The 26,504-nt window shown below is 48.9% G+C and carries 19 protein-coding genes; 1 reads left to right on the forward strand and 18 read right to left on the reverse strand.

Going from position 1 to position 26,504, the window contains the following annotated elements; all coding sequences use genetic code 11:
- Nucleotides 1-33: 33 nt before the first annotated feature.
- The 8 genes from BLS69_RS15315 to BLS69_RS15350 form a co-directional block, all read right to left on the reverse strand.
- A complete protein-coding gene (locus BLS69_RS15315) occupies nt 34-1,044 on the reverse strand; it encodes a formylglycine-generating enzyme family protein (protein ID WP_091035052.1) in 1,011 nt (336 codons plus the stop codon).
- Between the two features lie 86 nt (nt 1,045-1,130).
- Entirely contained in the window at nt 1,131-3,029 is a 1,899-nt protein-coding gene (locus tag BLS69_RS15320) for a rhamnogalacturonan lyase family protein (protein WP_091032951.1), read from the reverse strand.
- 150 nt (nt 3,030-3,179) lie between these two features.
- Complete coding sequence (locus tag BLS69_RS15325; RefSeq protein ID WP_091032953.1) at nt 3,180-4,697, reverse strand: sulfatase family protein; 1,518 nt, start codon at nt 4,695-4,697, stop codon at nt 3,180-3,182.
- A gap of 42 nt (nt 4,698-4,739) precedes the next feature.
- The gene (locus tag BLS69_RS15330) at nt 4,740-7,157 is read right to left on the reverse strand and encodes an AraC family transcriptional regulator (protein ID WP_091032955.1); all 2,418 of its coding nucleotides are present in this window, start codon (nt 7,155-7,157) and stop codon (nt 4,740-4,742) included.
- A gap of 43 nt (nt 7,158-7,200) precedes the next feature.
- Nucleotides 7,201-8,073, reverse strand: a complete 873-nt coding sequence (locus BLS69_RS15335; RefSeq protein WP_371129049.1) for a carbohydrate ABC transporter permease — start codon at nt 8,071-8,073, stop codon at nt 7,201-7,203.
- 59 nt (nt 8,074-8,132) lie between these two features.
- On the reverse strand, nt 8,133-9,080 hold the full coding sequence (locus BLS69_RS15340) for an ABC transporter permease (RefSeq protein WP_091035058.1): 948 nt from the start codon (nt 9,078-9,080) through the stop codon (nt 8,133-8,135).
- 44 nt (nt 9,081-9,124) lie between these two features.
- Nucleotides 9,125-10,702, reverse strand: coding sequence for an extracellular solute-binding protein (locus BLS69_RS15345; RefSeq protein WP_256332309.1), 1,578 nt, complete (start codon nt 10,700-10,702; stop codon nt 9,125-9,127).
- A 205-nt stretch (nt 10,703-10,907) separates the two neighbouring features.
- Nucleotides 10,908-11,444, reverse strand: coding sequence for a hypothetical protein (locus BLS69_RS15350; protein ID WP_091032962.1), 537 nt, complete (start codon nt 11,442-11,444; stop codon nt 10,908-10,910).
- A gap of 232 nt (nt 11,445-11,676) precedes the next feature.
- Here BLS69_RS15350 and BLS69_RS15355 point away from each other — a divergent pair, with 232 nt between their 5' ends.
- Nucleotides 11,677-11,946, forward strand: a complete 270-nt coding sequence (locus tag BLS69_RS15355) for a SunI/YnzG family protein (protein WP_091032964.1) — start codon at nt 11,677-11,679, stop codon at nt 11,944-11,946.
- 126 nt (nt 11,947-12,072) lie between these two features.
- On the opposite strand, the gene BLS69_RS15360 is transcribed toward BLS69_RS15355, so the two are convergent.
- The 10 genes from BLS69_RS15360 to BLS69_RS15405 all read right to left on the reverse strand — a co-directional run bounded on the left by BLS69_RS15360 (nt 12,073) and on the right by BLS69_RS15405 (nt 26,029).
- A complete protein-coding gene (locus BLS69_RS15360; protein WP_091032967.1) occupies nt 12,073-13,035 on the reverse strand; it encodes a glycosyl hydrolase in 963 nt (320 codons plus the stop codon).
- Between the two features lie 95 nt (nt 13,036-13,130).
- Nucleotides 13,131-14,141 (reverse strand): carbohydrate ABC transporter permease, encoded by a 1,011-nt coding sequence (locus BLS69_RS15365; protein WP_176872719.1) that lies wholly within the window; start codon nt 14,139-14,141, stop codon nt 13,131-13,133.
- 28 nt (nt 14,142-14,169) lie between these two features.
- A complete protein-coding gene (locus tag BLS69_RS15370; RefSeq protein ID WP_091032970.1) occupies nt 14,170-15,069 on the reverse strand; it encodes a carbohydrate ABC transporter permease in 900 nt (299 codons plus the stop codon).
- On the reverse strand, nt 15,066-17,651 hold the full coding sequence (locus tag BLS69_RS15375; RefSeq protein ID WP_091032973.1) for a DUF5696 domain-containing protein: 2,586 nt from the start codon (nt 17,649-17,651) through the stop codon (nt 15,066-15,068). Before BLS69_RS15375 ends, BLS69_RS15370 begins: the two co-directional genes overlap by 4 nt.
- 14 nt (nt 17,652-17,665) lie before the next feature.
- Entirely contained in the window at nt 17,666-18,286 is a 621-nt protein-coding gene (locus tag BLS69_RS15380; RefSeq protein WP_091032979.1) for a YIP1 family protein, read from the reverse strand.
- Nucleotides 18,267-19,733: an NHL repeat-containing protein gene (locus tag BLS69_RS15385; protein WP_091032981.1), complete on the reverse strand. Its 1,467-nt coding sequence runs from the start codon at nt 19,731-19,733 to the stop codon at nt 18,267-18,269. Before BLS69_RS15385 ends, BLS69_RS15380 begins: the two co-directional genes overlap by 20 nt.
- Before the next feature lie 11 nt (nt 19,734-19,744).
- Nucleotides 19,745-20,608, reverse strand: coding sequence for a carbohydrate ABC transporter permease (locus BLS69_RS15390; protein ID WP_017689719.1), 864 nt, complete (start codon nt 20,606-20,608; stop codon nt 19,745-19,747).
- A gap of 2 nt (nt 20,609-20,610) precedes the next feature.
- Nucleotides 20,611-21,522 (reverse strand): carbohydrate ABC transporter permease, encoded by a 912-nt coding sequence (locus tag BLS69_RS15395; RefSeq protein ID WP_091032984.1) that lies wholly within the window; start codon nt 21,520-21,522, stop codon nt 20,611-20,613.
- A gap of 75 nt (nt 21,523-21,597) precedes the next feature.
- A complete protein-coding gene (locus BLS69_RS15400) occupies nt 21,598-24,525 on the reverse strand; it encodes an extracellular solute-binding protein (RefSeq protein ID WP_091032987.1) in 2,928 nt (975 codons plus the stop codon).
- 127 nt (nt 24,526-24,652) lie between these two features.
- The gene (locus BLS69_RS15405) at nt 24,653-26,029 is read right to left on the reverse strand and encodes an ABC transporter substrate-binding protein (protein ID WP_091035063.1); all 1,377 of its coding nucleotides are present in this window, start codon (nt 26,027-26,029) and stop codon (nt 24,653-24,655) included.
- Between the last annotated feature and the right edge of the window lie 475 nt (nt 26,030-26,504).

Below are 26,504 nucleotides of genomic sequence, written 5' to 3' on the forward strand. Positions count from 1 at the left end.
TAATCGTATTCGGTATGTCATATCAATAGCACGCTATACCGGCAATACATCAAATGCACATCTGAAACCGATATGTCCGGTGGATGTATCCGGTGTATTGGGGATCCGCGCTGCCACTCTGTACCGGTTGCAATAGGAACGGTGGCACAGGTATGAACCGCCTTTTAACACCTTGCGAACTTCATTGAAAGAAATAACAGTCTTAGCAAGTATAGACTTCTCGTGATCCGTAACGTAGTTGTCAGCGCACCATTCCCATACATTACCTGACATGTTGTACAATCCATATCCGTTGGCAGGAAAGGATCGGGAGGGAGCCGTGCCCGCATAACCATCAGCAGCATTATTTTGAGTCGGAAAGATACCTTGCCAGATGTTGCACTGGTGTTGTCCATCCGGCCGAAGAACGTCGCCCCAGGGATATTTCTTCTGGATTAATCCACCTCGTGCCGCATATTCCCACTCTGCTTCTGTGGGCAGGCGCGTACCTGCCCAGCCACAATACGCGTTGGCATCGTTCCAGGAGATATGAATAGCGGGATGGTCAGCCCTCTCGTTCACATCGGAGTCAGGCCCTTCAGGATGAGCCCAGTCCGCACCTTCGACAACCCACCACCATGGCGTTGACTGCACCACGGTACGAACATGTGCAGACGTTTGCGGAGAAACGAACAGATGAAAAACGAAGGACCAGCCGAATCGCTCGGCCTCTGTTCGGTATCCTGTCTCCCTTACAAACTGTCCAAACTGTGCATTGGTCACCGTGCATTCATCCAGATAAAAGGAGTCTACCTGTGTTTCCCTGACAGGACCTTCCCCATCTCCTGCAAAAGCTTCAGGATCATTGGTACCCATAAGGAACCTTCCACCGTCAATTAATATGCTGTTCCTGTCGTTTCGCCCGGAGATGTATCTATCGTCCCCCGCCAGCGCACTAGGTGGTAGACGTTCAACGGAAAGTGAAAGTGCATGGTCGGACGCTGCACTCCTCTCACGGGAAGCCGTCGATTCAAGCGTATCCTCTGATTGAATTTTCACTTCCATCGTGCCGCTCCGACTTGCAGAACAACAGCAGGAAGTTTCCTTTTCAGGTATCTGACCATGCATCTGAAGCATCCCCTTCCCTTGGTTTAAGATTCCTGATCCCCATTGTACACGACAGGAAGAATGTCCGGAACGGTTGGTGTTGTCATTCCTTCACCCAGATAATAATCCGTCAACAAGGATTGCATATATCCTTTTACCGCTAGCCCATTGCGGTAGGCCGGGTTATGCGGCAACGTGTAGATGCGGACATCGGATGGTATCGTTGTTGTATACAGACGCAATGCTGTGAAATCACTCGTTTCATAGAGAATTTCCTCTCTCCAATCCCCCAGCAGATCGCCATAGAGCACAGGAGCATTTCTGGAATTCACGCGAACATCATCGGCTGTAAACAGACGTGCCGTCGTGTTCTGCTGCCAGTCCCACTTTTCCACAAAGTTCTTATCCAGCAGCTCGCCGAGCACATCACCATCCCACCAAATTCTGAAATTGGTTGAGGGCTGAACTGAACTAATCACTTCGCCATCCACATTGTAGATATTGCCTGAACTGGACCACATCTCAAGCCCATTGTGCGTTGGATCAATATCCGCCAGTGTTCCCCGTGCGACGTCCTGCGGAATTTCCCCTGTACGAATAATCTCGCCTGTCGCCGCATCGGCATAAAACCAAGGGAATTGATTGACGTTTCCGTTTTCCGCCTGCTGAATCCCGAATTGCTCCAACCCCGGTCGATCCGGATCAATGTCTGTAATGTGGAAACGATCCCCATGGACTACACCCGGCAGACTGTATAAGGTCTCTCCGTTATCATCCAGTGCCCAACCTCCGAATGACACCTCATCCTTCCCATCCCTGTCAAGATCAAGTATACGAATCTGGTGGAAAAACTCGCCATCCGCTCCAGCATGTCTCCAACGCTCGGTCAGGGCACCGTCTGCATAATCATAGGCTGACGTCACATATTGAAAGTTGCGGCTAAGCGCACGATTCTTGAGCGCCGTAATCAGGCTTGGATGTTCACCATCCAGATAAGCAATGCCAAAGTGCCCACTGAGGGGACCATCGACTGCATAATCATTGATTATCGTTGTGCGTGCCGCTTCTGTTCCGGTCCATCCATCCACGACGGACACATATTGAGCACGCTCCGTTGTCGCAGGAACGACCTGACCATCTGCAAACGTTACCCCTTCAAAGGTACGCAGCAGTACTTCAGCCTTCCCGTCACTATCTAGATCAAATACCGTTATATTGTCGTTGTCCCGCCAGCCCCCAAGTCCAGCCACTCCAAATTCACTGACAGAAGCAGGCGGCGCATTATATGTATCTATCGTTGTGACACTGTATGGACCCAGATCAATCCGCCACAGGAAACCTTCGGTCAGACTGTAGGCTTCCACATATTTATTGCCTCCGTTCACCGGAATGCGGGTGACCACGTATTCATATTCCCCATCACCGTCCAGATCCCCAGGCCAGCCATGCTGCACAAAATAATCCGACGGATTGGATGTTATATTTTGCAATGGAATACTGAAGTAATTGCGGATCTCGGGATTGGCTGCCAATACAACCTCGGCACTCTCATCCTGTAATCTACCGTCTACATAAGACTTCACGATATACGTATGACTCTGGGTTACATCTACATTCGTGTCCGTATAATTGGTTCCCTGCGTCAAAGGCTGGTCATTCAGCTTCACCTCTTCTGTACCCGTCCTACGATAGATATCAAATGTAACCTGCTGCGATTCGGTCCCAAGCAGACGCCAGCTCAAATATACCTTGTTTTCTCCCAGATATACGGCAGTAAGACCTCGTCCCAGATTTTCAACCAGACGTGGTGCAGACCCTTCTGCGGCATCTGCCTGAAGTACTCCCCCTCCCGGTGAAACAATGCCTGTCCATCCAATAACTCCACTTAACAGCAATGTGAATAGTACTTTTGTTCCTCTGGCCACAGTCGTTTTGGTTTTCATTTACAATTCCCCTCCATCGATTGGTTAGTATATGCGTACAAAAAAAGCAAAGCCTGTTATCTCTGTCCCTACGAGCCAGTCTAATGAGATCGACTGATCTGGTTCAGCAATAACTGCTTTGCCTCCGGTTGCCCGGTCAACATGGTCTATCTACCGCTCTAACGGCTTGGTTCCTCCACGATCATAGAAAAAGGGGCCTTTCGCCCAACTGACAGCCAGATGCATCAGCAGTTCGGTCTTTAATTGCTCCCGAATTACAGCATGCTGCTCCTCATCATACAGGTTCTTCCACTCATGAGGGTCAACCGTCAGGTGATACAATTCCCCCTTCGTTTCATGCACTCTGGATGCGGATTCCGCGACAGAGCCTTCCATGTACAGAATGAGCTTCCACTCCGCAGTCCGCCACATATAGGCTGGAGCCGAATGAGGTGCGGTTACCCCCTTCCCATGGAATTCACAGAACGTTCCGCGATGCCGGAGATCGCCCAGCAGATCGACACCAGGAAGCATCGGATTCGCTTCGAGTCCGGCTGCACGCGTCAATGTGGGCACCAGATCCACCAATTCCGCAGGCTCCTGATCAATCGTTCCGCGCTTCTGCTCCTGAATGTGGGTACCGGACAATATGAGCGGCACCCTCACACTGCTGTCATACAGATTATATTTGGTGAAGCGAAACTGTCGTTCCCCCAGCATCTCTCCATGATCCGAGACAAATACAATCAGCGCGTTCTCCAGCCTCCCATGGTTCTCCAACTTCTCCAAAGCGAGTCCAAAGTAATGATCGAGCCAGGAGCAATTCGCCCAGTATCTTAACGTGGTCCTCCTCCGCTCCTCCGAACTGCGCTGGTCCCATACCTTCTTCTTATCGAGGTACGACTGGCGACTACTCGAATTCAGTTCATCGGAAGCTGCCAGGTGAGTCTGCACTTCATCCTCCCACGGAGGTTGCGGGATATCCGGAATATCTTCCAGCCTGTACAGGTCTTCGAATGCTTTGGGCACATTGAACCCGGCATGTGGCTTCAGGAAAGACAGATAAAAAAATAACGGCCGCTCCGGGTCTACCCCTTCATCCAAAAATTGCAGCGCCTGTTCGGCTACCCAGCCATCCCGATGCTGATTCATCGGAATCTGACTCGTAAGCCCTGTATAACCATTGACATTTTCCTCACCGCCGCCAAAATCCTTCGTCTCCTGATGATAGGCTTCCAACGCTTCGGGATGGGAGTCACCCATCATTGTCGCTCCCTGTTCATAATGACCACTTTGACGAGAAAGTCCGATGGATCTTACTTCGAACCCTCGCGTGGAAGGCTCATCTACGCCCTCGCTATGGTTCCAATGCGTTTTTCCGAATCCGGCTGTCTGATACCCTGCCCGATGCATCAACTCCGGCAAAGGTTCAGAGGGCAGCTTGTCTTCCTCGAACAATCCGCCATAATTCGTTCGAACCCCAAGCTGTGACGGATAATATCCCATCATCATGGAGCTTCGGCTTGGCGCACACATTGGCGATTGGCAGACCGCATCTCGGAAAGTGATTCCCTCGGCTGCAAGTTTATCGAGATTCGGTGTATGAATATGTTCATTGAACGTTCCAATACAGTCCCATCGCTGCTGATCCGTCATGAGAAAAATAATATTTGGCTTGTCCTTTGACACGTCACATTCCACTCTCCTTTGGGCTGAAAACTAAGGTGTGTCTTAAACGGAGCGGTTACCCCGATTGTGCCCGGTATGCTTGTGAATGTCTTCCCGGTAACGACTTGGCGTCGTTCCCTCACTTTTCTTGAACAATCGATTAAAGTAACTGGGTTGATAGCCTACCTGTTCCGCAATTTCACTGATCTTGACGTCTGTCGATCCAAGCAGCTCTTTGGCCCGGTGGAGCCTTACCTCAGTCAGATAGTCCACAAAGTTCTGCCCAAATGCCTGCTTGAATGCCCGGCTTAATGTGTAGGAATGAATTCCGTGAAGATCTGCCAATTCATCCAGCGATAACGCTTCTGCATACTGCTGCTCCGCATGCTCCTTCATCTGATGAACAGCCATCTGTATCTGCTTCTCTTCCTTGCCTGTGAATTCCTCTACGCATACGTGCACAATACGTTCTCTGAACCACAGGAACAGTTCATCCAGATCATGCAGTTGCAGCACCTCTTCATACATCCCTACACCAAACAGTTCAACGGGATCTTCCCCTAATTGCAAAAGGGTATGTTGTATGCGTGCCAGCAGTTGGAATAAAGCCTGACGAACATGCTTCTCCGGCGCTTCAGATCGGGCATACGTGCCTATAAATATGCTGAACTGTTCCAGAGCAGTGTCCTGTTCACCACTCCGTAATGCCGAGATGATGGCCTGCTCCAGCTCAAGCGGATAAGCTCCATGTTCATTCACATCCTGCTCTGCCTCCTCATTCATATCAATGATGGCCATATTGGGAGAGAACTGTCTTTTCCTCAACAAAGACCTTGATTCTCTAACCAGCTGTGGGATATGGGAGGCATCTGATGTAAGTTTGCTGATCGAAACTGTCATGCGAACGTTCCATTCCGACTGTACAGTTTCAAGCCAATGGTGGGCCATCCGAGATAATTCTTCTCTGAACTCAGGCGTTTCTGGCTGGACCTCTGGAGGGACAGCGAGCAACAGCGCAATGGACATGTCATGGTAATTGATTGTTTCGGCACGGTAAGGAAGTTCCTCCAACTGCCTGTTCAGAATATCGGTTGCGGCAAAACTGATCCACTCCTGAGACTCGCTCCGATTTCGCTCCTTAGCCCCATATAGAAGAACTGCACTCGGACGAATATGAGCAAAAAGGATGATGAACTGTTCATCCCGAAGAACCCATCCTAGCTGTGCAAGGCGTTCCTTCCATTCATGGTCGGATGACAGTAACAGATGACCTAGAGTAAGCTGAACCAGCAAGCTTTCCCGAGCGAGTGGAAGTTGCTCTTCCAACCGTTGCTGCAACGATTCTCTCTCCTGATTAACGCCAATCCAGCGCTGTTCAATATGTTTGATTTCATCCAGTTGTACAGACCCATTCGAGCGGACAGAAGCCGCAGACAACACTTTAGGAGTGGATGACACTTCTGGCGCTATAGCGTCGACCGATGCTCCAGCCAGGGTAAACATTTGCAGTAATCTCGTAAACGGTTTATAGAGCTGGAGCGAACCGACCCACGACAGGATCAGAGCTAGTATTAATCCTGATCCGTTGACGAGAAGGACGATTCGGGGTACAGACACAATCGGAGCTACAATTTCATTGAGGGGAACCGCAGACACATAAGTCCAATCGGTACCCAATCTGCGGAAGGTGCCCGATTGAACCGAGTAGGTCAATCCCTCATATTCCATCAGGAATGAAGACAGATTCCCTTTCAGGTTCAACATATGTTCACGGACAGCATGCTGTAATCCACCAAGTTCTTGCGCTTGTGGAAGCATGGGCTTGCCCTGCTCATCCAGCAAAAAAGTCGTCCCTCCATTATACGGAGACAAGGTCTGAAGCATGTTGCTCAATTGTTTGTTATCCAGCGTGACTGTTAGTGCCCCCAGACCATCGTCGCTTCCACCCGGAAGTCGATTCACCATCATCATGGATGTGCCCTCCATGGAGCGTGACCAATATGTTGTCTGGGGCTGATGAGTCAACCGTTCATACTTCTCGATCTCCCCAGCGTCTTTGATAAAATCATATCGTTCAGAATCCATCTTCACGGCCCGGGGTTCCCCCAGATACAATTGAACTTTGCCGATCAATGTATTGGAATTCTGAATCATCAGCAGCAATCGGTACAGTTCATGCACCTGTTTATACTTGAATACAAAATCGAGCTCTTTCAGACGGTTATCGAAAACCGGATCGAAGGCCCACTGCGAGAAGGTCAATTCAAGCGCATCCAATTGATCGCCAACCCACACGGTACGTTGTTCAAACTGATGCAGATGGGTTTGCTGCAAAATCTTTTCCATTTTGACGGTAACCCAGCCATACAGCAACACCCCTGTAATGACTCCCGGAATGCAGGCGATAAACAGCATCATCATCAGGCTACGCCTGAAATAACGCCCTTTGGGTAATGGGTCTGCTGTGCGCTTGAATATCATCTGTATGGCCCTCCTTTCCGGGAATACCAGCCTGAATGCAGATTTACCCTTTGACCGAGCCGATCAGGGCTCCTTTGGCAAAATGCTTTTGTATAAACGGATACACTACCAGCACTGGCAAAATGGCTACAATGATCGCGGCCATCTTCAACATTTCTGTCGGCGGTGTCTCCACCTGCTGTCCAGGCGCAACCAGATCAATGTTGGATGCATTCAGCAGCATATTTTGCAGTAATACTTGAATGGGCCATTTCGCAGAATCGTTCAGATATAACAGTGCCGCGAAGAATTGATTCCAGTACCCTACAGCGAAAAACAATCCAAAGGCAGCAAGCGCAGGCATCGATAAGGGTAACACAATCATGTACCAGGTTCGGATGGCACTACAGCCATCAATGGATGCCGCTTCGCTGATCTCTGCGGGCAGGCTGTCGAAGAAATTTTTCATCAGCAACACCGTCCAGCCATTGGCAAGCGCAGGCAGGATCAGTGCCCAGATATTATTGATCAGCCCCAGTTCCCGTACCAGCAGGTAATTTGGAATGATGCCCGGGCTAAACAAGATGGTTAGTACAATCAGGAACATCAGTATTTTTCTGAATTGGAATCGCTTCTGGGACAGCGCATAAGCCAGAGAGGATGATACAGCCAGGCTGCACACCGTGCCGACGGTTGCCAGAAATGCACTGTTTCCCAGTGAGCGTGCAAAGGCAGGCGTAGATAACAAATACGTATAGGCTTCAACAGACCAGCGTTCCGGGAAGAGTACGATTTTCTTTTGCAAATACTCTCCGGGGTCCGTGAATGAAACGACGAAAACATAATATAGCGGGAAAAACATAACCACAGCCAATAGTCCAAGCGTAACCACATTCAGGGACTGTCCAATCCGCTCACTCCATTTCATGCGATGCATTCGAAACCTCCTCTCCATTGATTAATGGCTGGCCGGGTATGGGTAGGTACCGTAATGAACTAGTAGACGCCTTCCTGACCCATGCGCTTAACCACACGATTTGCGACAACGACCAGCACCAGGCCAATCACGGATTTGAACAGTCCAACCGCTGTACTGTAGCTGAAATCGCCCTGCTCGATCCCTGTGCGGTACACATAGGTGTCGAACACTTCGGCCACTTCAGATACAGCACCGTTGTACATGAGGAAGATTTGCTCAAACCCTACCTCCATGATGTCTCCCAGTCTTAAAATCAGGAGCACGAGGATGACACTGCGGATGGCAGGCAGCGTAATGTGCCAGATCTGGCGCAATCGTCCCGCTCCATCCATGCGTGCCGCCTCATACAGCTGAGTATCCACACTCGCCATGGCAGCCAGGAACACAATCGTGCCCCAACCAGCTTCCTTCCACATCGCTTGCAAGGTGACCATGATCCAGAAGCTGTCCGGATTCGTCAATATATCCACGCGGGGCCATCCCCATAAAGCAAATAACTCGTTAATCAGTCCCGTTCCTTTGGCGAACAGCAGCAGCGTTAGGCCGGCAATGATCACCCAAGAGAGGAAATGCGGCATGTAAATAATCGTTTGAATCAGTCTCTTATACGCCACACTTCGCAGTTCATTAAGTCCCAGGGAGATCAGGATCGGAAAAGGAAAGAATAAAATCAGATTGAGCAGGCTAATCGCCAGCGTATTTCGGAACAACAAGGCGAAGTCCGGATTACCAAAGAGTGCTGTAAAGTGTTGCAAGCCCACCCACTCACTGCCCTGAATCCCCCGAAAGGGCGAGTAATCCTGAAACGCAATAATGATGCCCCACATCGGGATGTATTTGAAAATGAGGAAGAACAATACGCCCGGCAGTGCCAGCAAATATAACGAACGGTCACGCCGAAGTGCGGACAGCAGGTTTAACCCTTTCTTTTTGGTTGAAGTCTGCTTCCCCTTAACCGTACTCATTCGTTGCTCATGGGTGCTCATGGTTTGCAGCCCCTTCCCTCAGATCACTGTCCATTTCTTTTCTTGTAGGCTTCGGTCATCTCATCATTCATCGCCTGGAAATTCGGATCATTCCGCAGGGTCTCTACAAACGCATCCCAAGCTTCAATCGGCTCCCGGCCCAAAATAATTTTTGCTTTTAGATCCTGGATCTTTTTGTTGAGTTCAGGCAGCACCTTCTGCCCGGTCTCGGATTGAAGGCCAGCGGCGAGATCCGCCACGCTCGTTTTGTCTCGCTCTGCCTCCACTTTTTTGAACAGTTCATTGGCCTGTGTCTCTTCATCCGTTTCACCCGTGGTATCCCAAGGCAGGTCGATGACGTTAACGATATGATTGAAATCCGACGCGTTATCCGCCGTCAACTTTTCACTACTTGCTACCTTTTTGCCATCGACCACTTCATAATGTGTACCTTCAATCCCGAACTGCTGGATTTCAAATACTTCCGGATTCATCCAGGTATCGACGAGTTGGAGAATTCGTTTCATCTTCTCTTCCGGCACACTGGCAGGGATCGCCAGAATACCGTTGTATCCCGAACCCTTCGGATTATATCCATTCAGATTGGTCAAAGGATAGAAATCCGTATATTTAAAAGAAGGATCGACCTTCTTCAGGTCATCGGCATAGATTTTGCGCATCGTGCCTGTCTTGTCTACGATAATACCCGCCTGATTGCGCTTGAACAGTTCTCTGGCCTGCGTCAGCTTGAGCGAAAGCAGATCTTCCGGCATCATGCCGCTGTTATAGGCTTTGGTTAGATATTGAAGGGATTCTTTCACCTCAGGCAACAGCTCCCTGTAGACCAGCTTCCCCTGAGACTCATCCCATTTCCAACTGCTATTGGTTCCGATAAAAGAACTCTCAATGGCACCCAGAACGGGGCCCAGATTACCTCCCCAGCCGAGATCATCGGGACTAATATACGCGGCAAGTGCTGTGGTATCTTTGGTTCCGTTACCATCAGGGTCCTGCTCTACAAAAGCCTCCATCACGTTGAACAACTCATCCGTGGTCTCCGGCACCTGCAAATTCAATCGGTCGAGCCAATCCTTGCGGATGATGAAAAAAGAATCTCCAGTGACTGGACGAGGCCGCGGGATACCATAATTGTTGCCGTCTGCTGCCTTGGTTGTATCCCAAGCTATATCGGGAATGCCTCCGCTGAGGTTCGAATAGTCCTTGATATAAGGGGTGATATCCCAAAAAGCACCTTGTTTGACCATCTTGGTGAAGGTACTTCCAAATGGATCATTAATCATGATGAGATCAGGTATATCCCCGGAAGCCAGGGTCAGATTGAGCTTGTCACCGTAGATATTGTTGGAGACCCATTGGATATTCATTTTGGAGTTAGTCGCTTCTTCAATGGCGCGTTTGATTACATTATCATCAGCAGCGGGGACGGCACTCGGCGTGATGGTCATAATGCTGACTTCCAACGGATCGTCGGCATTGCCGCTGTTGCCACTTACCTGTCCTTCTTCTTTATTTCCGCATGCACTAAGCACCACGGACATGACCATGACAACCGATATGATCCAGGCTAGATTACGGGTGTTGCGTTTCCCCACTTTTTGCATAGGCTTTCCCATCCTCCTTAGTATCTTAAACCTATAGTCTTAATCGGATTAACGATTAAAAAAGGGGCTTTGACAGGCTCTTGAAGAAGATTCTTCCTGACCGGTCAAAGCTTTCACTCACTATAACGAACACCCGTATTTCCTGCAATTGCACTTTTTTGCACCTGTTAGAAACGTTAGAAAATGCGCCCTAAACCCGCTCATCTCAACAATAGGGTCTGACAATGCGCTCATCCCATACTTGTACTTCAATATATCGTTCCGGACCTTGATCGCCTTGACGGTTCCATTCTTGAGGCCAACCATAAGCCTGAATAATTTCTAGGATTTCGCCCTTGGTGTATATCTGCTTACGGTAAGGTTTATCATCCATATATCGCATTGTTGGAAAGAGGTCTCCATAGGTGAAACTTACAACTTCGGCAGACAGATCTTCCCACGCAATGATCACTTGATCCGGTTCGGTATACCAGGATGACAGCCATTCACATGCACCAAGGGTCATATAGTGGGGATATGGATTAGTGGGGGTTCCGCCTTTGCCTTTAAACTGCTCGTACGCTTTATGTTCAAGCGCTCTTCGGATGGTCATATAATCCGCTGATCGCTGACTGGCAAAATTCCGGCCTTGATGACGGATTTGTTGGGTAACTGTTTCGGCTTCTTCATTAGACAGGCTGGAGAGATTTCGGAAAGGACCAAGACTTTTTTCAAAATAATGATACGCGTTCAAATCTGTCATACGAATCTCCACCTCCAACAAATCGCTCCGTATCCATATTCGTTAGTCATAGTGTACATCATGTCAACATTTATGGAAATATCTGTAGCAAAATATTACCCGTGGATAAAGTTACCCTTGGGCACTTCAATTGCAACGGGGGAAATTCACTATTATTAAGGAAATATTACCCAATAAGTGGTAGACTAATAAAAAGTATTTATCTTCAGCAGGCTTAAAAGGAGGTCGTATTATGTTAGGTGTTAACGTGAAAAAAATAGAAGATCAACTGGTCATCCGGTGGCAGTTTTCCAAAATTGAAATTTCCATCTCCAACATTACGTCAGTTACCCTTGACGATACATATGGTGGCAGCGAACTATCAGCCGTTCGAATAGGAGCAGCGTATGGTGCCTCCGAAACCATCCTGATCCGTACTACCAATCAATCCTACATTCTGTTCACTTCTAACGAAGCATTGTTTCCGAAAATTAGTGATTTGGTATCCAGCACAGCAAGTTAGCTCATTCATCGAGACTTGCATCCATTCGCAAGAGATCGTTTCATATAAAAAGCGTCAGCATTGGCATAATTCTCTCATGCCTTGCTGACGCTTTTTGTAAGTTGAGTATCCTATCAGATGACAGCCCTATGTCCAACTCCACTTCGGTAACTGATCGAGCGTAATAACCTCTGCGCTATGGTACACTTCCTTCAAAAATGCCACATCATTATGCGTCCCATCTCTCAGGAATCCACCTGTCCAGGTACAGAACCAACTCCAGTGTACATCCTGCTCCTTCATCAACTTAGGGTCCGGGATGGAGCCGTTCTCGGCCAGAGCAATGATTTTGCTATCCTTCACAAGCTCACTCAGGTTGGTGTAACGCGCAGCCAACGGGCTGTGATCTCCTGCTTCAGGGTATACATCCACACTGACAATATCCACGACATCATCACCGGGATACCATTCCGGTTTTTCCGAGTTCCAAACCCAGATAAGATTGTGCAGCTGATGTTCTTGAACCAATCGATCATACAACAAACGAAATAACTGTTTGGCAGGTTCAGGACCTTTCGCTCCCCACCAGAACCAGCCACCCTCCGCTTCATGAAGTGGTCGGAATAATACAGGTACACCCGCATCCTTCAACTCTTGCAAGTGGGCTGCAATCGCATCGATATCCCGAATCAATAACCGATATGCTTCCGATTCAGTATCAGCTAGCGCGGAGGCAATATCATAGGTTGTCGCATCCGTATAGAACCCCCGCCACCACTCTTTACCTGGTTCATCGATCAGATCCGTTGGTGCGTTCCAGTGCCAGCATAGCGTCACGATCCCGCCTTGTTTGTGCCAGTCTATCGCATCCCGAATCTCCTGGGAGACCGCACCACGCTCTGTTCTTGATGGCGAATATTCCATGAGATCAAAGCCAATCACAGCTGGCTTCTGGCCTGTATTTTCATTAATCCAGTTCAGATTGCTGTAGTCCTGCTGACCTGACAACATCCCTTTTCCATAACGCTCAACCAGAAACGTCATTAGTTCTCTCGCTTCAGGTGTCGCTGCTTCATTCACCGGAACACTGCTGATCTCACGCACTGTCATCTCTACACCTCCAATTGGGTTTACCTGTCCCTAGCCCTCTCTCTAAACAAAAAACATGAGATCACAAATATGCCGCGATCCATATAGCAACTGGCTTAACCCACAACACCAGAACGTTCAATACTCTCCACAAAATAACGCTGCACGAATAAGTACAAAATAATCAGCGGTGCAATCGCCAGTAAAATGCCTGTGTCCACGATCATGGCCACGTAATTCGGATCAGCCTTGATACCCGAGTTCGAGCCAAAGCCCATCAGTTGCGGAATTAATTGGTTCGCCTGAGCAGGCAAGGAAGCCACCTTCAGCGAGATCAGTGGACTTTCACTCATGAATAATGCCGAATAGAATGTATCATTGTACTGCCAGACAAATGAAAACAGAATAACCGTAATCAACGGTGAGATTGCATTGGGCAACATGATTCGGGCAAACGTTTTGAATCCGCCTGCGCCGTCAATCAGAGCAGCCTCCTCGATTTCCTTCGGCATTCCCTTGAAGAACTGACGGAAAATATAGATGAACAATCCCGCCTTCAGCCCTCCCGCTGTAGCGGCCGTAATCATGGAAGGCCAATACGTATTCAGCAGATTGATGCCATTCTTTCCCGTGAACAACTGGATGATGCCCATAAAGTCAAAGCTGCGGAAATGCAGATACATCGGCACCATAAGTGTGCTTGTCGGTACCAGAATCGTGAGAATCACCAGCACAAAGAGCACATTGCTACCCGGAAATGAAAACCGGGCGAAGCCGTAGCCGGCAAGCGCACAGGACATGGCTGTCAGAAGCGTTGTAATCGTAACGAACAATAAGGTGTTCGCGAGCAAAGGCAGGTAATCCATCACTTGCGCCGCAAGCCGGATATTATCCAATGTAACGTGCTGAGGAATCATATAGATCGTTGGATTATAGATATCCTGCTTATCCTTGAACGCAACTGACACTTTGAGAAATAAAGGGTACAAAATAATAAATGAAATGCCGATGACCAAAGCATATCTGAATATGGAATAGAGAAGGTCCGATGTCTTGTTTCGCACCCGCTGCATGTGATAATTCTGCTTAGGAACTACTACCATGCGATCTGTCCCTGATGCAGCCATAATCTGAAGCCTCCCTTAATGTTAACCGTCAGTTGTAGTGAACCCGTCGTGACAACACCCAGCCCACTACGATCAGTACAAGACCAATCACCAGTGTGTACAGCCAGGACATGGCTGAGCTTAAACCAAAGTTCTGAGTTTTGAATGCAGTTTGGTAGATAGCCTGTGTGACCGGACTCCCGGCAAAGGAATCAATGATCGTATAGATGACATTTGTCAGAATCAACGGACTGACCATGGGAAATGTAATTTTCCAGAACGATTCATAGGCTGTCGCCCCTTCGATCTTCGCAACCTCATACATCGATCCCGGTACCGATTGCAGCGCGGCGAGGAAGATCAGAATCTGAACGCCTGAGCTGCTGATAATCTCATAGATCCGCATGATGGCTTCAACGATGTAATCCACATAAGCCATCGGCAATCCCACATCCGCCAGCATCCGTACAATGGACACCACATTGAACGAAGCACCGCCATCAGCTGAAGCATCGACAGCACTCGCATCCCCCATCAGATTGATTAATCCAGCAGACTCAGCTGCTGCGACTGCACTGGAAGCCAGAATAACCGGCAGGAAAAAGATCGCACGCGCCATCGTTCTGCCCCTGAACTTCTGGTTAAGCAGTGTCGCCGTGAACAGACTGAAGAACAGAATCATCGGCACGTTAAGTACCATCGCTCCAACCGAATCGACCAGAATTCGGTTAAATGTAGCATCAACCAGAAGCGCATCCTTGAAATTTTTAAATCCGACATAGTCCAGAACGTACCCGCCTGGAGCAACGGACAGATTACTCAGACTGAACCGAATCGATTGCAGGAGCGGTGTGGCAAAGAGGAAGATGAAGCCGACCAACCACGGCGATATAAATGCAAGTCCAAGCAAAGCTCTCCGTGACTTCAGCGATAATCGAATGGTTCTCATCGGCTCACTCCTTCCACCACATAATCCGTCCCGCCAACTGTTGTTCCATCCACGGTAACTGCATCCGCATTGTAATTCACAAGGATAGATGTACCGCCAGTATAGATGATCCGGACCACGCCATCCTGAATGCGTTCATGCTTGAGAATCTGCTCGTTCGCCAGATTTCCCAGCACTTCATTGGCCTGCTTATACAAGGCAACGGCTTCATCCACCCAATAGCTGTACTCCGTTGCGTAGGCCGAATCATAATTCGTAAGTTTCAGCCGGGAAGATGGTTCATATGTCCATTGAAAATACGGAGCTGCCCCCAGCTCCAGGCTACGCAGCAATTGTTTGTGGAGATCCTGGTCCCCCGATGTGTTCATCGGAGATGCCGCATAGTTCATGTATCCATGAATGACCATCGCATAAAACGGAACTTCTTCATCGGTAATATTGAACCGACTCGACCCTGCGGGAACATTCACAACATGTTGTGCACTACCCCAAGCGTAGCTATTTGCGGCAGATATCATCAGGTTCGGATAAGACTGTGCCAATTTTCCCAGCTGCTCCTTCACAATGTTTTTCGCCGTCTCCCGATGAATCACCCGACTATCCCGGTAATCTGAAGTCAGGGCCTGCCCGAGATCACGAAGGGATAATCCGCCGAGGTCCAGTTGATTGAATTTGTCAGCAAACTCACTCACTACATAAGGAAGCTTGGCCGCTGAGAGCAAATAATAGCTGTCCCTACTCTGATCCATGCGATTAAGCGCAGGATTGTATGGATACAGTTCTGCTGTCTCCTTCGTTACAAACCGCGCCGCATCCGAGGAAGGAGCAAAACGCATATCATCGTGATAAATGTGCTGGAAAGCCACATCCGGGAACAAAGCTCCCCCCGACTGCTCCAGCTTGGCGGACAACGCCTGAAGTTCGGAACGACTGCCTACTTCACCGTCCAACTTCACCTGGGTTGGCGTATGATGGCTGATGCCACCGCCGAACCATCCCTGATAACGCATTTGTACGCGGTTCACACCTTCTTGCTGTAACTTCGCCGCCATTTCGGTGGCCTGTTCGTACGTCGTCATGGCTAAAGTGGTCCGATAAGGCACGCTTAGGAACGAAGCCTTTTTGTCCACTGCACCAAGTACATCCACATAGAACGGCAACTCCATCTGTTCTCCGAGCGGCTTCAAGACATCCTGCTCTATCAACTGTTGCTGATATAGGCGGGCCATACCCGAGTAACTGGCATCTTCTCCATGAAGGAAATGATAGCGAACCTGAATGTCTCCACGGAAAGGCTCATCGCTAAGCAGCTGGATCTCCTGCATTTTCTGCGAGGTGTACATCTCCAGCTCATCCTCCCCCCGCAGGGAGAAGGTCGCGTGTACATGGTTGTAGCTATTCTGTCTGCCTCCAATATCCGCGGAGATACTGGCAATGCCATCCCCTTTTTCAATGACTGCAAACCAGGCATTCTCCCCGTTCTTCAGACCAAACACAGGCATATACGCGGATTCACTCACCTGAGGACGACTGAGCGAATTATCGTTTGGGTCTGCGCCATATACACGCTGTACATACTGCTCTTCCTGGGTTTTTCCGTTGTTCAGATGGATCAGACTGCCGGAACCGTCAGGTACGAGCATATAACCCTCGCCCTTTGTATCCGCCGCACCAAAATAAGCGAGCAAATCAATATTCCGAATGCGGTATTGCCCACTTTCCTCTATCTGGCTCAGAGGCACGGTCACAACAAGTGCTCCCTGCTCCAGTCGGTATTCCACTGAAATGACAAAGCTGGGCTTATCGGATACGCCCCCGCCTTCAACTCCATTCTCCTGATTGTCAAAAGCCAGATCGTCCGCCGTGTAACCCGCCGTCTCAAAGGCACCCAGCATCTTGTTCAGCACAAGTTGCTTCGAAATCTGTCCATCCAGCCGTTCCAGAATATCCGGATTGTTCTTGGTTGGATAATATCGGGCAGATGTGTACCTTGCGACAGTAACATCTAGCTTGGAAAGCACTTTCTCATCCAGACGCTGTTTGCTAATCAGTTTAGGCAGCGCGTCAATGCCAAGTGACGTATCACCAAGTGTATAGTTAACCCGAATTCCTTGATCGATCTGACCCACTGTGAATTGTTTGTTGCTTATACTCGAACTGAAGTTTGGAAAGTTCTCCAGTGTGCCCATCGAATCCCGGAAAGACACGTTCAACTGGGAGGACAGCACTTCTTTTTCATATGCGGAAGCGAGACTGTCCTCAGCCCGTTCTTTCGGATTGCTGTACCAGATCTCTCCACTTTTCCCGTCCCGTACTGCAATTTCCGTTGTCTCCTCGTTATAGTACAGGGCCAATCCCTGATCCTCGGCGACCAGCTGCATACCAGGCACACCCTGCGAAGAGTCGCTAAGGAACTGCAAAGGGTCCTCCGTGACGGGCATGGCTGTGGTTGTCGTATCCAGATAAGCCGCGGCTTCTACGGCAGGAATTCCCCTGTTGTTTATATACAGCAGCCCGGCTGCAATCATAATTACAGCTGCACCACCAGCCAGCACCGTATATAATCGTTGCCTTTTGTTCACGGATGCCGCCTCCTTTAGGTCCGAAAAATCAACTCGCGGTATATGTTATAACCGAATTCGTACAGCTGTTGCAGCATGCTGAAGACCAGTGCGCCAAGGAATACAATAATGCCCATCACAATGAGTGTCAGCACCATCGTAATGATCGTTCTAATCACCGTGTACTGGTGCACCGTCATCATGCCAATGAACAGAAGCAGTACAAACCAGAAAAACGCGATGCTATTAAAAAGATAATAAAAAGCAGTCTCCTCCTGTACCATGAAGCGGCTGATCACGATCATTGGGGCATAGATCAGAATAACCGGAATAAGCGAGTATCCTGTCGCCAGAACGATTTCCCTGAACTTGCCTTCCCCTTCCATCAAAGTCGTTACAGCCCAATTGGCTGTGCACCATAGAAAGAATGGCACCGCAACCGTGGCGATCTCGATGATGCTGTTAATCGTACGAGGATCGATGTAATTAACGAGGAATCCTGCGTACTGCTTTTGCAAAATCATCATAACAATGGTAAGCGCCAATGCTGCAAAAGCAACAAGCAGCCGTCCCCGGTTATCTGACTTGAGGTCCCAGAATGCATCAATGGGGTGAAAAATGAGATGCAGTGGAAACTTAATGAAATCCTGCTTCACGATCAACCTGCCTCCTCCGTCTCCATTTAACCGCCACCCGGGTCAGGATCAGAATGACAATCAGCGCGATCGCAGAGGTCAGGAATGTACCAAAATGTTCCTTCATCATCTCCCGCCGATGCCTCTTGAACGCCACAGAATAACTCTTGCGATCCATCCCAAGTTCAAAGTAACCTAGCGCTTCCTCGTTTTTCTTCTCCATTAATAAGGACTTGCCGATACCGATATAAGCGATGTCATAGTTGGCATTCAGCTTCAGCACTTCTCTCCATATATTTACGGCCTCCGTGTCCTCGCCCCGATAGTGGAGTGCCACCGCTTCATTCACACGGGCACCAAAACGGGTTGGCTCATAGACAACAAGGTTGTTCTTGCCCCGATCCAGAACCAAGTGGTGCTCACCCGATTGTTCAATCGCGACAGGTGTTTTGAGCGTGCCCACCTGATTTCCTTTGCCACCATATATGTAGAGCAGATGACCTTCATCGTCGTACGTGAACACCCGGTTTTGTGTCGCATCCAATACACTGTACATGCCGTTACCCAGCACTTTCACATCAATCAGTTTGGAGGGACCCGGATTGTTGCGGAACCGGATATCGCCTTTGACGTCATAATAACCAAACCGCTTCAGTACATCTTCGCCGGACGGGTTAAGCCGCTTGATCGGTTCATTCGAGCCGGGATCAATATTCGTCGCATACACGAATCCTTTATGGTCGATATCCGCATTGGAGAACTCCGTTGGAACAAAGAGGACCATCTGTGCGCGCTGGGCTTTGGTGGATAACATGCGCCAGATATATTCGCCGTAGTCCCGCTCCACTTTGTTCGTACCGACATATCCGATAAATTTCCCACTCTCGTCAAACTGCATAATACCTTCGTAGACTCCCTGTGCCACAACATACACTCGGCCTACATGATCAACCGTCAGTTTCAAGGGCTGGAACTGGAATTGGGTCGATAGGATATCCGACTCAGGCTTCGTGATGGTTTGTATCAGCGTCCCCTCTCCATCAAGGACAACCACACGACTGTTTCCTGTATCGGCGACATATATGCGTTCTTCTTCATCTACAAACAATCCACCTGGAAGGTTAAAGGTCTCCTTGCTACCATCCATCATGAATCCATCGATGACGCGCAGCAGCTTAAAGCCTGGGTCCAATACAACAATTCGGCTGTTGCCGCTATCCAAAATGTAGATCAACCCGGAGGGAGAAACGTTCACATCACCGGGGTCTTTGAACTCACTAATGCCGAGGTCACGGCCTGATATCGTACGCTCGGGCAGATAGGCATCTGGTGAAGGTACAGCCTCTTTCCAGTAGTTGTAGTTATAACTCTCATACGGCGCCGGGGAGGCCGCCGCAGGCACGGCATTCACCAGCAGCAGAGATACTGCCGCCAGGAGAACAAGCCATCTTTTCACTGTGCGTGCCATATCGTTCCCCCTTAATCCTTCATGCCCGAACTCGCCATCGTCTCAATGATTCGGCTCTGAGAGAAAATAAATAGCGTGATCGGCACACTCATCAAAATCAGTGCTACCGCAGCACCCGCTCCTGCCCGGGATATTCCGCCCTGAATAATCTGACCTGCTGCATAATGCAGAGTCTTGAGCTGCTCGCTGTAGATGTATCCATTGCCATCACTGCCCCATAACATCTGGAACAGCAGGATGATTAATGTGAGCCACGCGGGCTTCACATTAGGCATAACAATGGACCAAAAGATCCGGTATTCACTGGCACCATCAATCTTGGCTGCTTCCAGCAGTGCATCCGGGATCTGCTCCATGAACTGTTTCATCAGATACAACCCGAGTGAATAGGCAAATGCCGGAATGATAACAGCCCAGTACGTGTCAATCCATCCGAGCCAAGACATGATCATATAGTTCGGAATGGCCGTCACCGCAGGTGTGAACATCAGTGACAGTACGACCACCTGGAACATGAATACTTTGCCCGGAAACTTATGCTTGGCAAGCGGGTACGCCGCTGCGGAAGCTAGCAGCACATGGCCTACGATACCGATGCCTGTTATAAATACCGTGTTGAATATATAACGTGAGAACGGCACCCACGAGTCACTCAGCAGATTCAGCAGATCTGTAAAGTTGCTGAACGTGGGATTTTTGACAAACAAAGTTGGTGGAAAGGTAAAAATCTCATCCAATGGTTTGAATGCATTGTTGATTGCATAGATCAACGGCAGCACCATGAAGGCACCAAATACGAGCAGAAGGGCAAACAGGGAGAGGCTTCCCGATAGCGAGCGATTCACCCGCTTTTTGCCTGTCGCAATTGCAGCCATAGCTATTCTCCCACCCTTCGAAGCAGTTTCTGTACCAGCAAGTTGGTGCCCACCATAATCATGAACAGTACGGTGGCAATTGCTGATGCATATCCCATCTCAAACCGCGTAGTACCAAAGTCGATCAAATGGGTTACCACCGTCTCTGCCGCATAGTTCACGCTTGGGAACCCGGCCAGTGCGATCGACACATCGGCCACGGCAAACGAGGTTGTGAGCTGAATGACTGCGCCGAACATGAGCTGCGGACGCATCGAAGGCAAGGTAATGTACCATAGCTCCTGCCAGCGATTTTTAATCCCATCCACCGCTCCTGCTTCGTACAATGTCCGGTCCACCGTCTGCAAACCGGCGATAAACGCCAGAAATCCGGTTCCGAGACTCAGCCATAGCTGCACGAGAATGAGGATAGGCATAATGTAGGCTTCCGTCTTCAGCCACTGGATTGGCTCCAGCAGAAAACCCCATTTGATCAATAGCCCATTGGCAATACCATAACGATCTCCCGAGAAGATCATCAGCCAGATAAAATACACATTGCCCGAAATGGAGGGCGCGTAGAAGATCAGCGTCATGAACGCTCTCCATTTCGGTGTTAACTCATTAATGATCCACGCGAAGACAAAGCAAGCAATATAACTGATTGGTCCGGTAATAATGGCAAACAGCAGCGTATTCTTGATTGCAATCAGGAATACATCATCCTCCAGAAACAGGCGAGTGTAGTTCTGCCAGCCAATAAAACGTGGAAATTCCAGCATGTTAAAGTAGGTGAAGCTGAGTATGATCGAGATGACAACCGGAATCACGGTAAACATGACGAACAGCAGCATGTAAGGTGCAAGCAGGACATAGGAATGTTTGCTGGCCTTCATTTCCTGGAGTTTCCAGCTCCACCACGATTTCATGCCCATCCTTGACGCTTTCTCAGGAGGACTGTTTTGTCCGTCTCGGAGTGATATTTGTGGCACGATTAACCCTCCCTCTGCTTACGGAAGACCAAATTCATTACGCTTGACTCGAATCTCGTCCTGAATATATTGGGTATAATCCATGATGGATTCCCTGGCTTCCACTTGGCCAACAACAGTTTTGTAAAATGCATTGAACAGATGGCGGCCTGTAAAATAACCACCGGGTACTTCAGGAATGCCCTTCACCGTTTCGAATTGTGCCTTGAGATTCGCATAATCCTCCGCAGGCCACGGCAGGGAATCCAGCGCCTTGATGTTGGCCGTTGGATAACGGGCAGCGGCACCCATCAGTCCTTCCATCTCCCGTCCGAATTCAGCCTGAATCGGTGTACTGGTCCACCACTTCATGAACTCCCACGCCGCGTCCTTATCCTTGGCACCCTCCAGCATCATGACTGCGCTGCCTCCACCCGGTACGTCCCGATTTAAGGTACCATCTGCCTGAACGGTTCCCGGCACTGGAACGAATCCCCATAGTCCGCGAATCTCCGGTGCAAATACAGACAACTGGTTGTACATGGTGTAATCCGTTAGTCCAATAGGCATCTGTCCTGTCCGGAAACGGTTGGCAAAATCATATTCCCGCTCCAGCTTGTAATCGGTATAGAATTCGGTCCACTGCTTGAACGTCTCAATTCCGATCCGGGAATCCAGATCCGATTCCTTGTCATCGTTACGATAGAAGGCGCCGCCGTTCTGGAGCAGCATCGTTGCATACTGCGAGTTCGGCGGAATATTGACCCCCTGCATATTCGCCTGGGTCACAACCGGCATACCGAATTCCATATGATTTTTGCTCAGAATCGCGAGTAGAGCCTCGACATCCTCCCAGTTCTGAGGCACTTCAAGCCCAAGTTCTTCGAGCACGTCTTTACGATAAAACAGCATGTTAAAGGTTTGTGTTTCCGGCAGAGCATATACGCCTGAATCATAGGCATATGGCACGATCGCGCTTTCCCTGAACTCCTGTTCCACGGTGCTATAATCACTGAATTGCGTCAGATCTACAGCCGAGTTCCGCATCGCAAAGTTCACCGGTAGATCATTGCCGATCTGCATCGCTACATCCGGACCTTCACCGGACAAGGTCGCTGGCAGCAAGGTTCCCATATTCACCAGCTTCAGATTCACGTTAATGCCACTGTCTGGTGTGAAGGTCTTGTCAATCATCGCTTTCATCGTATTCGCCTGGTCACGTCCGCTACCAATCCAGACAGTTACCGTGCGCTGATCTTCTGAAGTGGCTACATTGCCGATCTGGTTATAATCAATGAAGAACGAATGATAGAATATCTTGGCTTCATGACCAAGCTTCGCGAGTGGTCCCATGCCTGTTCCGGGAATATCACGGTCGATCGAAGTGACGTACAGTGCGTCAATCTCCAGAGGCTGCTCTCGTGCCTGCTGCACCCATGTGCCGAGACCACCTGTGTTGGTTTTGTATGCCGCAAGCCGTCTTGGAATGGTATCTGGCTTGTCAATCATCTCGTCCAGTTGCAGCGCCATCGTCTTAATCAAGGCTTCCTGATCGCTGGACTGGCCTGACAGGAGACGAAGCTGTGCGGCCACGTCTTTGAGTCGTTTACTTTCCCCACTGAACACTTCCAGCAGGTTCGGAATCTGTTTCTCCACCCGGTAATCCCGGAATTCATCAGGCTTGGTACCTGTAATCATCAGAATGCGTCGGTACATAGAGTTCAAGTTGTACAGACTGTCCTCCACATTGCGGATAAGGGGTGCAAAGTCACCGAGGCTGTTCTCCAGCCGTAGCACATGTTTTCCTTTTTCCAAGTGAAACTTGTATGCTTCCTTGCCGCCCATGACGTCAATGCGATAGTCGCTTTGGTAATGGAAAGGTGCTTTCGCCATCTCTGCAAACGGAACTTCACCATCAATGGTCAGTTTGCGTGTAGAATAGATGCCTTTGACGAAATTCTGCTGTGCGGTAAAACCGATATGATAAAGTCCGCTCTCCGGCACATCCACTTCCCATTCAATCCACTGCCCTGGCAGACGCCAGTTAAAGCCACCAATCGTATTGATGCGTACCTGGGAAGCGCTATAAGGAGATACAGCAGAACTTGACCTTTCGCTGGTCGGGTATAACGTAGGTGAAGATTTGGCAATTGCGGCTTCTCCTTCAATGCGAATAAGTACATCCTTCGGCTGCCCGGAAGTATCCGACTGTTGTGCCCCCGCAGTCTCTGCGTAAGGAACGGCTGTCTTCTCATTGAAAAGACGAATGGATCGAATCACCATGGGTTCACGCGATGATTTTAGCGTTAGCGTGTGTTCCCCTTTTTCCAAATAAAACTTGAATGGAGCCTGTTCATACCCGTCTGAGTCCTGAAACGTTTCTTCCATCCAGCGAGGTTCCTCCACTTGTCTCGGGCGAAGGTCGTTACCTTGATTGTCCTGCTCCACGACATCTTTCTCATTCGCCCATACCCGGTCAAATTGCAAATAGGCGGCTTCCGCAAAAGGAAGTTCACCGTCGATGTACAATGCACGCTCAATGGCCGAACTCTTGCCTTCAACGGGATAATAGATGGCGGACAGGTTATACAGCCCGGTCTCCGGCACGTTAATGTTCCAATTGACTTGTCCGGTCTCTCCGGTATGGAGAGATACCCCTTCCATTCCCTCATAATTAGTCAGTTTGCGGACGTCTTCACCTTCGGCTTTTATGTAATCTCCTGCTTCAATGGTGATATCCACATTCGGCTGTGTAGCCTGATCCGTACCGGATCGATACTGTTCGTATCCCTTTTTCTGCCGGGTCTGCTGCAAGACTGCATCCACTTCAATGGCAGGCAGACTGCCAGGTGGAATGTTTGCACTCTTTCCATCAGCGCCGGAAGTTACATATAGAATGATGCAGGCTGCCGCCACAATGATTACTGTGGACAATATCCATGTCTTACGTTGTAGAATTCCAGCCATCCTACGAGTCCTCCTCATCAAGGCTGATGCCAGCAATGCCGATTTGGTGGTTCAGGAAAAGGGGCTCCGTGCAACCTTGCCGACACGAGCCCCTGCCTGAATCGTTTGCTGGTGATAAGTGTTGTTATTATTTGCCGAGTTTATCAATGGCAGCTTGTGCCTGTGCTTTGTATTTCTCGGCTGTCGCTGTTACGGAAGCGTTGTTTTTGATGATATCGTTCACGTAATCTCCAAATGGGTAACCCGTGTAAGCATCATCCAGCAAGATACGGCCCGTTCCGGCGATGTGCTCGCGAATGATGGCGATATCCTTCTCGTCGGTATAACGACTCTCCAGATAATCTTGACCTGGATACTCTTCAATCTGCGGGATGTCGAAGGTCTCTTCATAGATTTGGTAGACGATCTTTGGATCTTCCACACCTTTCGGAATGAACTTCGCCGATGCCGCGTTGTTTGCATACGTTACCTCTTTGCTACCCTGTGGCCCGTTCGGAATCGGTACAACACCAACAGCAAAGGTGAGATCGCCCAACTGCCATTCAGCAGCGGTGAACAGAGCTACATCTCCATCTTTGAACGTATTGCTTTCCTCCCAATTGGTTTTGTCGCCGGTTTTGACCTTCACGACATTTTCCACGTTATACAGGCGTTTGACGAATTCGGCAGCTTCAATCGTTTTCGGATCGGACAATCTTTCTTTGCTATTGGTATCATCCACGATCGTTCCACCATTGGCTGCGGTAAAATGACGAACGACATCAAGCGCCCAGCCAGAAAATCCGTATACGTCAGTTTTGCCGTCGTTATTGGTATCTTTGGTTGCCTGTTTGGCAAGTTCCATGAATTTGTCCCAATCCCATTTGCCTTGGTTATACAGTTCCTGCGGATCAGGCAAAGATAATTTTTTGAACAAGTCACGGTTATAGTGAAGTCCCAGACCAATGCTGGTTGGAGATTCGAAGGCGTATTCGTTGCCTGCAATGGCAGGATATTTTGCAATCAGATTAGCCTCTTGGTTGATGTTATTCTCAGGTGTAGTGAATTCGGAGATGGGCAATAGTTGCCCTTTGAGGATGGCAGGTAGTGCGGATTTGTACTCCATCTGAACGATGTCGGCGAACGGTTCGCCAGCCAGTGCAGACGTTGTGAATTTGTTCATGTATTCTTCAAAAGGTACGTTAACAAACTCCAATTTTACGTTGTATTTCTTCTCGACCTCTGCAATTTTATCAAGCCTGGCCTTATCGGAGGCCGTCTCTCCCGCCGGTTTCAAGTCCCACCAGGCCGCGACCTTGATGACACGCCCACCCAGATCAGGCACATTAACCACAGCTTCTTCCGCTCCGCCCTCTTTCTCTGTCTCAGCGACCTCGGTGCTGTTACCTGAGTTCGTTGTTCCCTCTGCTTCGGTCCCCGTCTGCGCTGTCCCCCCACCACTGCAAGCGGATACAAAAAGCATCACGGCCAATAACATCAGAGGTAGAACATTCCATCTTCTCATCATGATTTTAACAACCTCCCCGAATGTGTATACCAATCATGGTTCACCCTAAATCGTTAACCCCATTCATCAACCAATCGAAAATGAACGACCACCACCATTTGTTATTTTCTTGTTTGTTTTTGACAAACAAAATTTAACACAGCAAAATGTAAGCGTCAACATTTTTGTTGTTAACATTTTCTAATTATTCTGATAAAATGCTGATAAAACTGTAATACACCCGTATTACAGCTTATTCAACATCCTGAAATCTAAGTACACACTTATTAAAACCATGATTCAAACTTTGTTTATTTTGTTATTTTTATAAAATAACAAAATAATAATTCAGTAGACAAAATTCGTCATTCTATCTGAAAATATGCTTACCGTCACGTTGAACGTTCATCCTAAAATACTGTGCATCGCTAACATTTTGAATCTTCTGTCCGTTATTAGATTAAGAGAAATACATCATGTTATACTAGGATCA

It is taken from the genome of Paenibacillus sp. CF095, from assembly GCF_900101225.1.
Classification (GTDB): Bacteria; Bacillota; Bacilli; order Paenibacillales; family Paenibacillaceae; genus Paenibacillus.

Bases quoted from the DNA above. Each gene is read 5' to 3' on its own strand.
- BLS69_RS15385 (WP_091032981.1), bottom strand. From the start codon at position 19,733: ATGGCACGCACAGTGAAAAGATGGCTTGTTCTCCTGGCGGCAGTATCT.
- BLS69_RS15405 (WP_091035063.1), bottom strand. From the start codon at position 26,029: ATGAGAAGATGGAATGTTCTACCTCTGATGTTATTGGCCGTGATGCTT.
- BLS69_RS15360 (WP_091032967.1), bottom strand. From the start codon at position 13,035: ATGACAGTGCGTGAGATCAGCAGTGTTCCGGTGAATGAAGCAGCGACA.
- BLS69_RS15330 (WP_091032955.1), bottom strand. From the start codon at position 7,157: ATGATATTCAAGCGCACAGCAGACCCATTACCCAAAGGGCGTTATTTC.
- BLS69_RS15400 (WP_091032987.1), bottom strand. From the start codon at position 24,525: ATGGCTGGAATTCTACAACGTAAGACATGGATATTGTCCACAGTAATC.
- BLS69_RS15395 (WP_091032984.1), bottom strand. From the start codon at position 21,522: ATGGGCATGAAATCGTGGTGGAGCTGGAAACTCCAGGAAATGAAGGCC.
- BLS69_RS15350 (WP_091032962.1), bottom strand. From the start codon at position 11,444: ATGACAGATTTGAACGCGTATCATTATTTTGAAAAAAGTCTTGGTCCT.
- BLS69_RS15315 (WP_091035052.1), bottom strand. From the start codon at position 1,044: ATGGAAGTGAAAATTCAATCAGAGGATACGCTTGAATCGACGGCTTCC.
- BLS69_RS15370 (WP_091032970.1), bottom strand. From the start codon at position 15,069: ATGAGAACCATTCGATTATCGCTGAAGTCACGGAGAGCTTTGCTTGGA.
- BLS69_RS15390 (WP_017689719.1), bottom strand. From the start codon at position 20,608: ATGGCTGCAATTGCGACAGGCAAAAAGCGGGTGAATCGCTCGCTATCG.
- BLS69_RS15320 (WP_091032951.1), bottom strand. From the start codon at position 3,029: ATGAAAACCAAAACGACTGTGGCCAGAGGAACAAAAGTACTATTCACA.
- BLS69_RS15340 (WP_091035058.1), bottom strand. From the start codon at position 9,080: ATGAGTACGGTTAAGGGGAAGCAGACTTCAACCAAAAAGAAAGGGTTA.
- BLS69_RS15335 (WP_371129049.1), bottom strand. From the start codon at position 8,073: ATGCATCGCATGAAATGGAGTGAGCGGATTGGACAGTCCCTGAATGTG.
- BLS69_RS15365 (WP_176872719.1), bottom strand. From the start codon at position 14,141: ATGGCTGCATCAGGGACAGATCGCATGGTAGTAGTTCCTAAGCAGAAT.
- BLS69_RS15345 (WP_256332309.1), bottom strand. From the start codon at position 10,702: ATGCAAAAAGTGGGGAAACGCAACACCCGTAATCTAGCCTGGATCATA.
- BLS69_RS15355 (WP_091032964.1), top strand. From the start codon at position 11,677: ATGTTAGGTGTTAACGTGAAAAAAATAGAAGATCAACTGGTCATCCGG.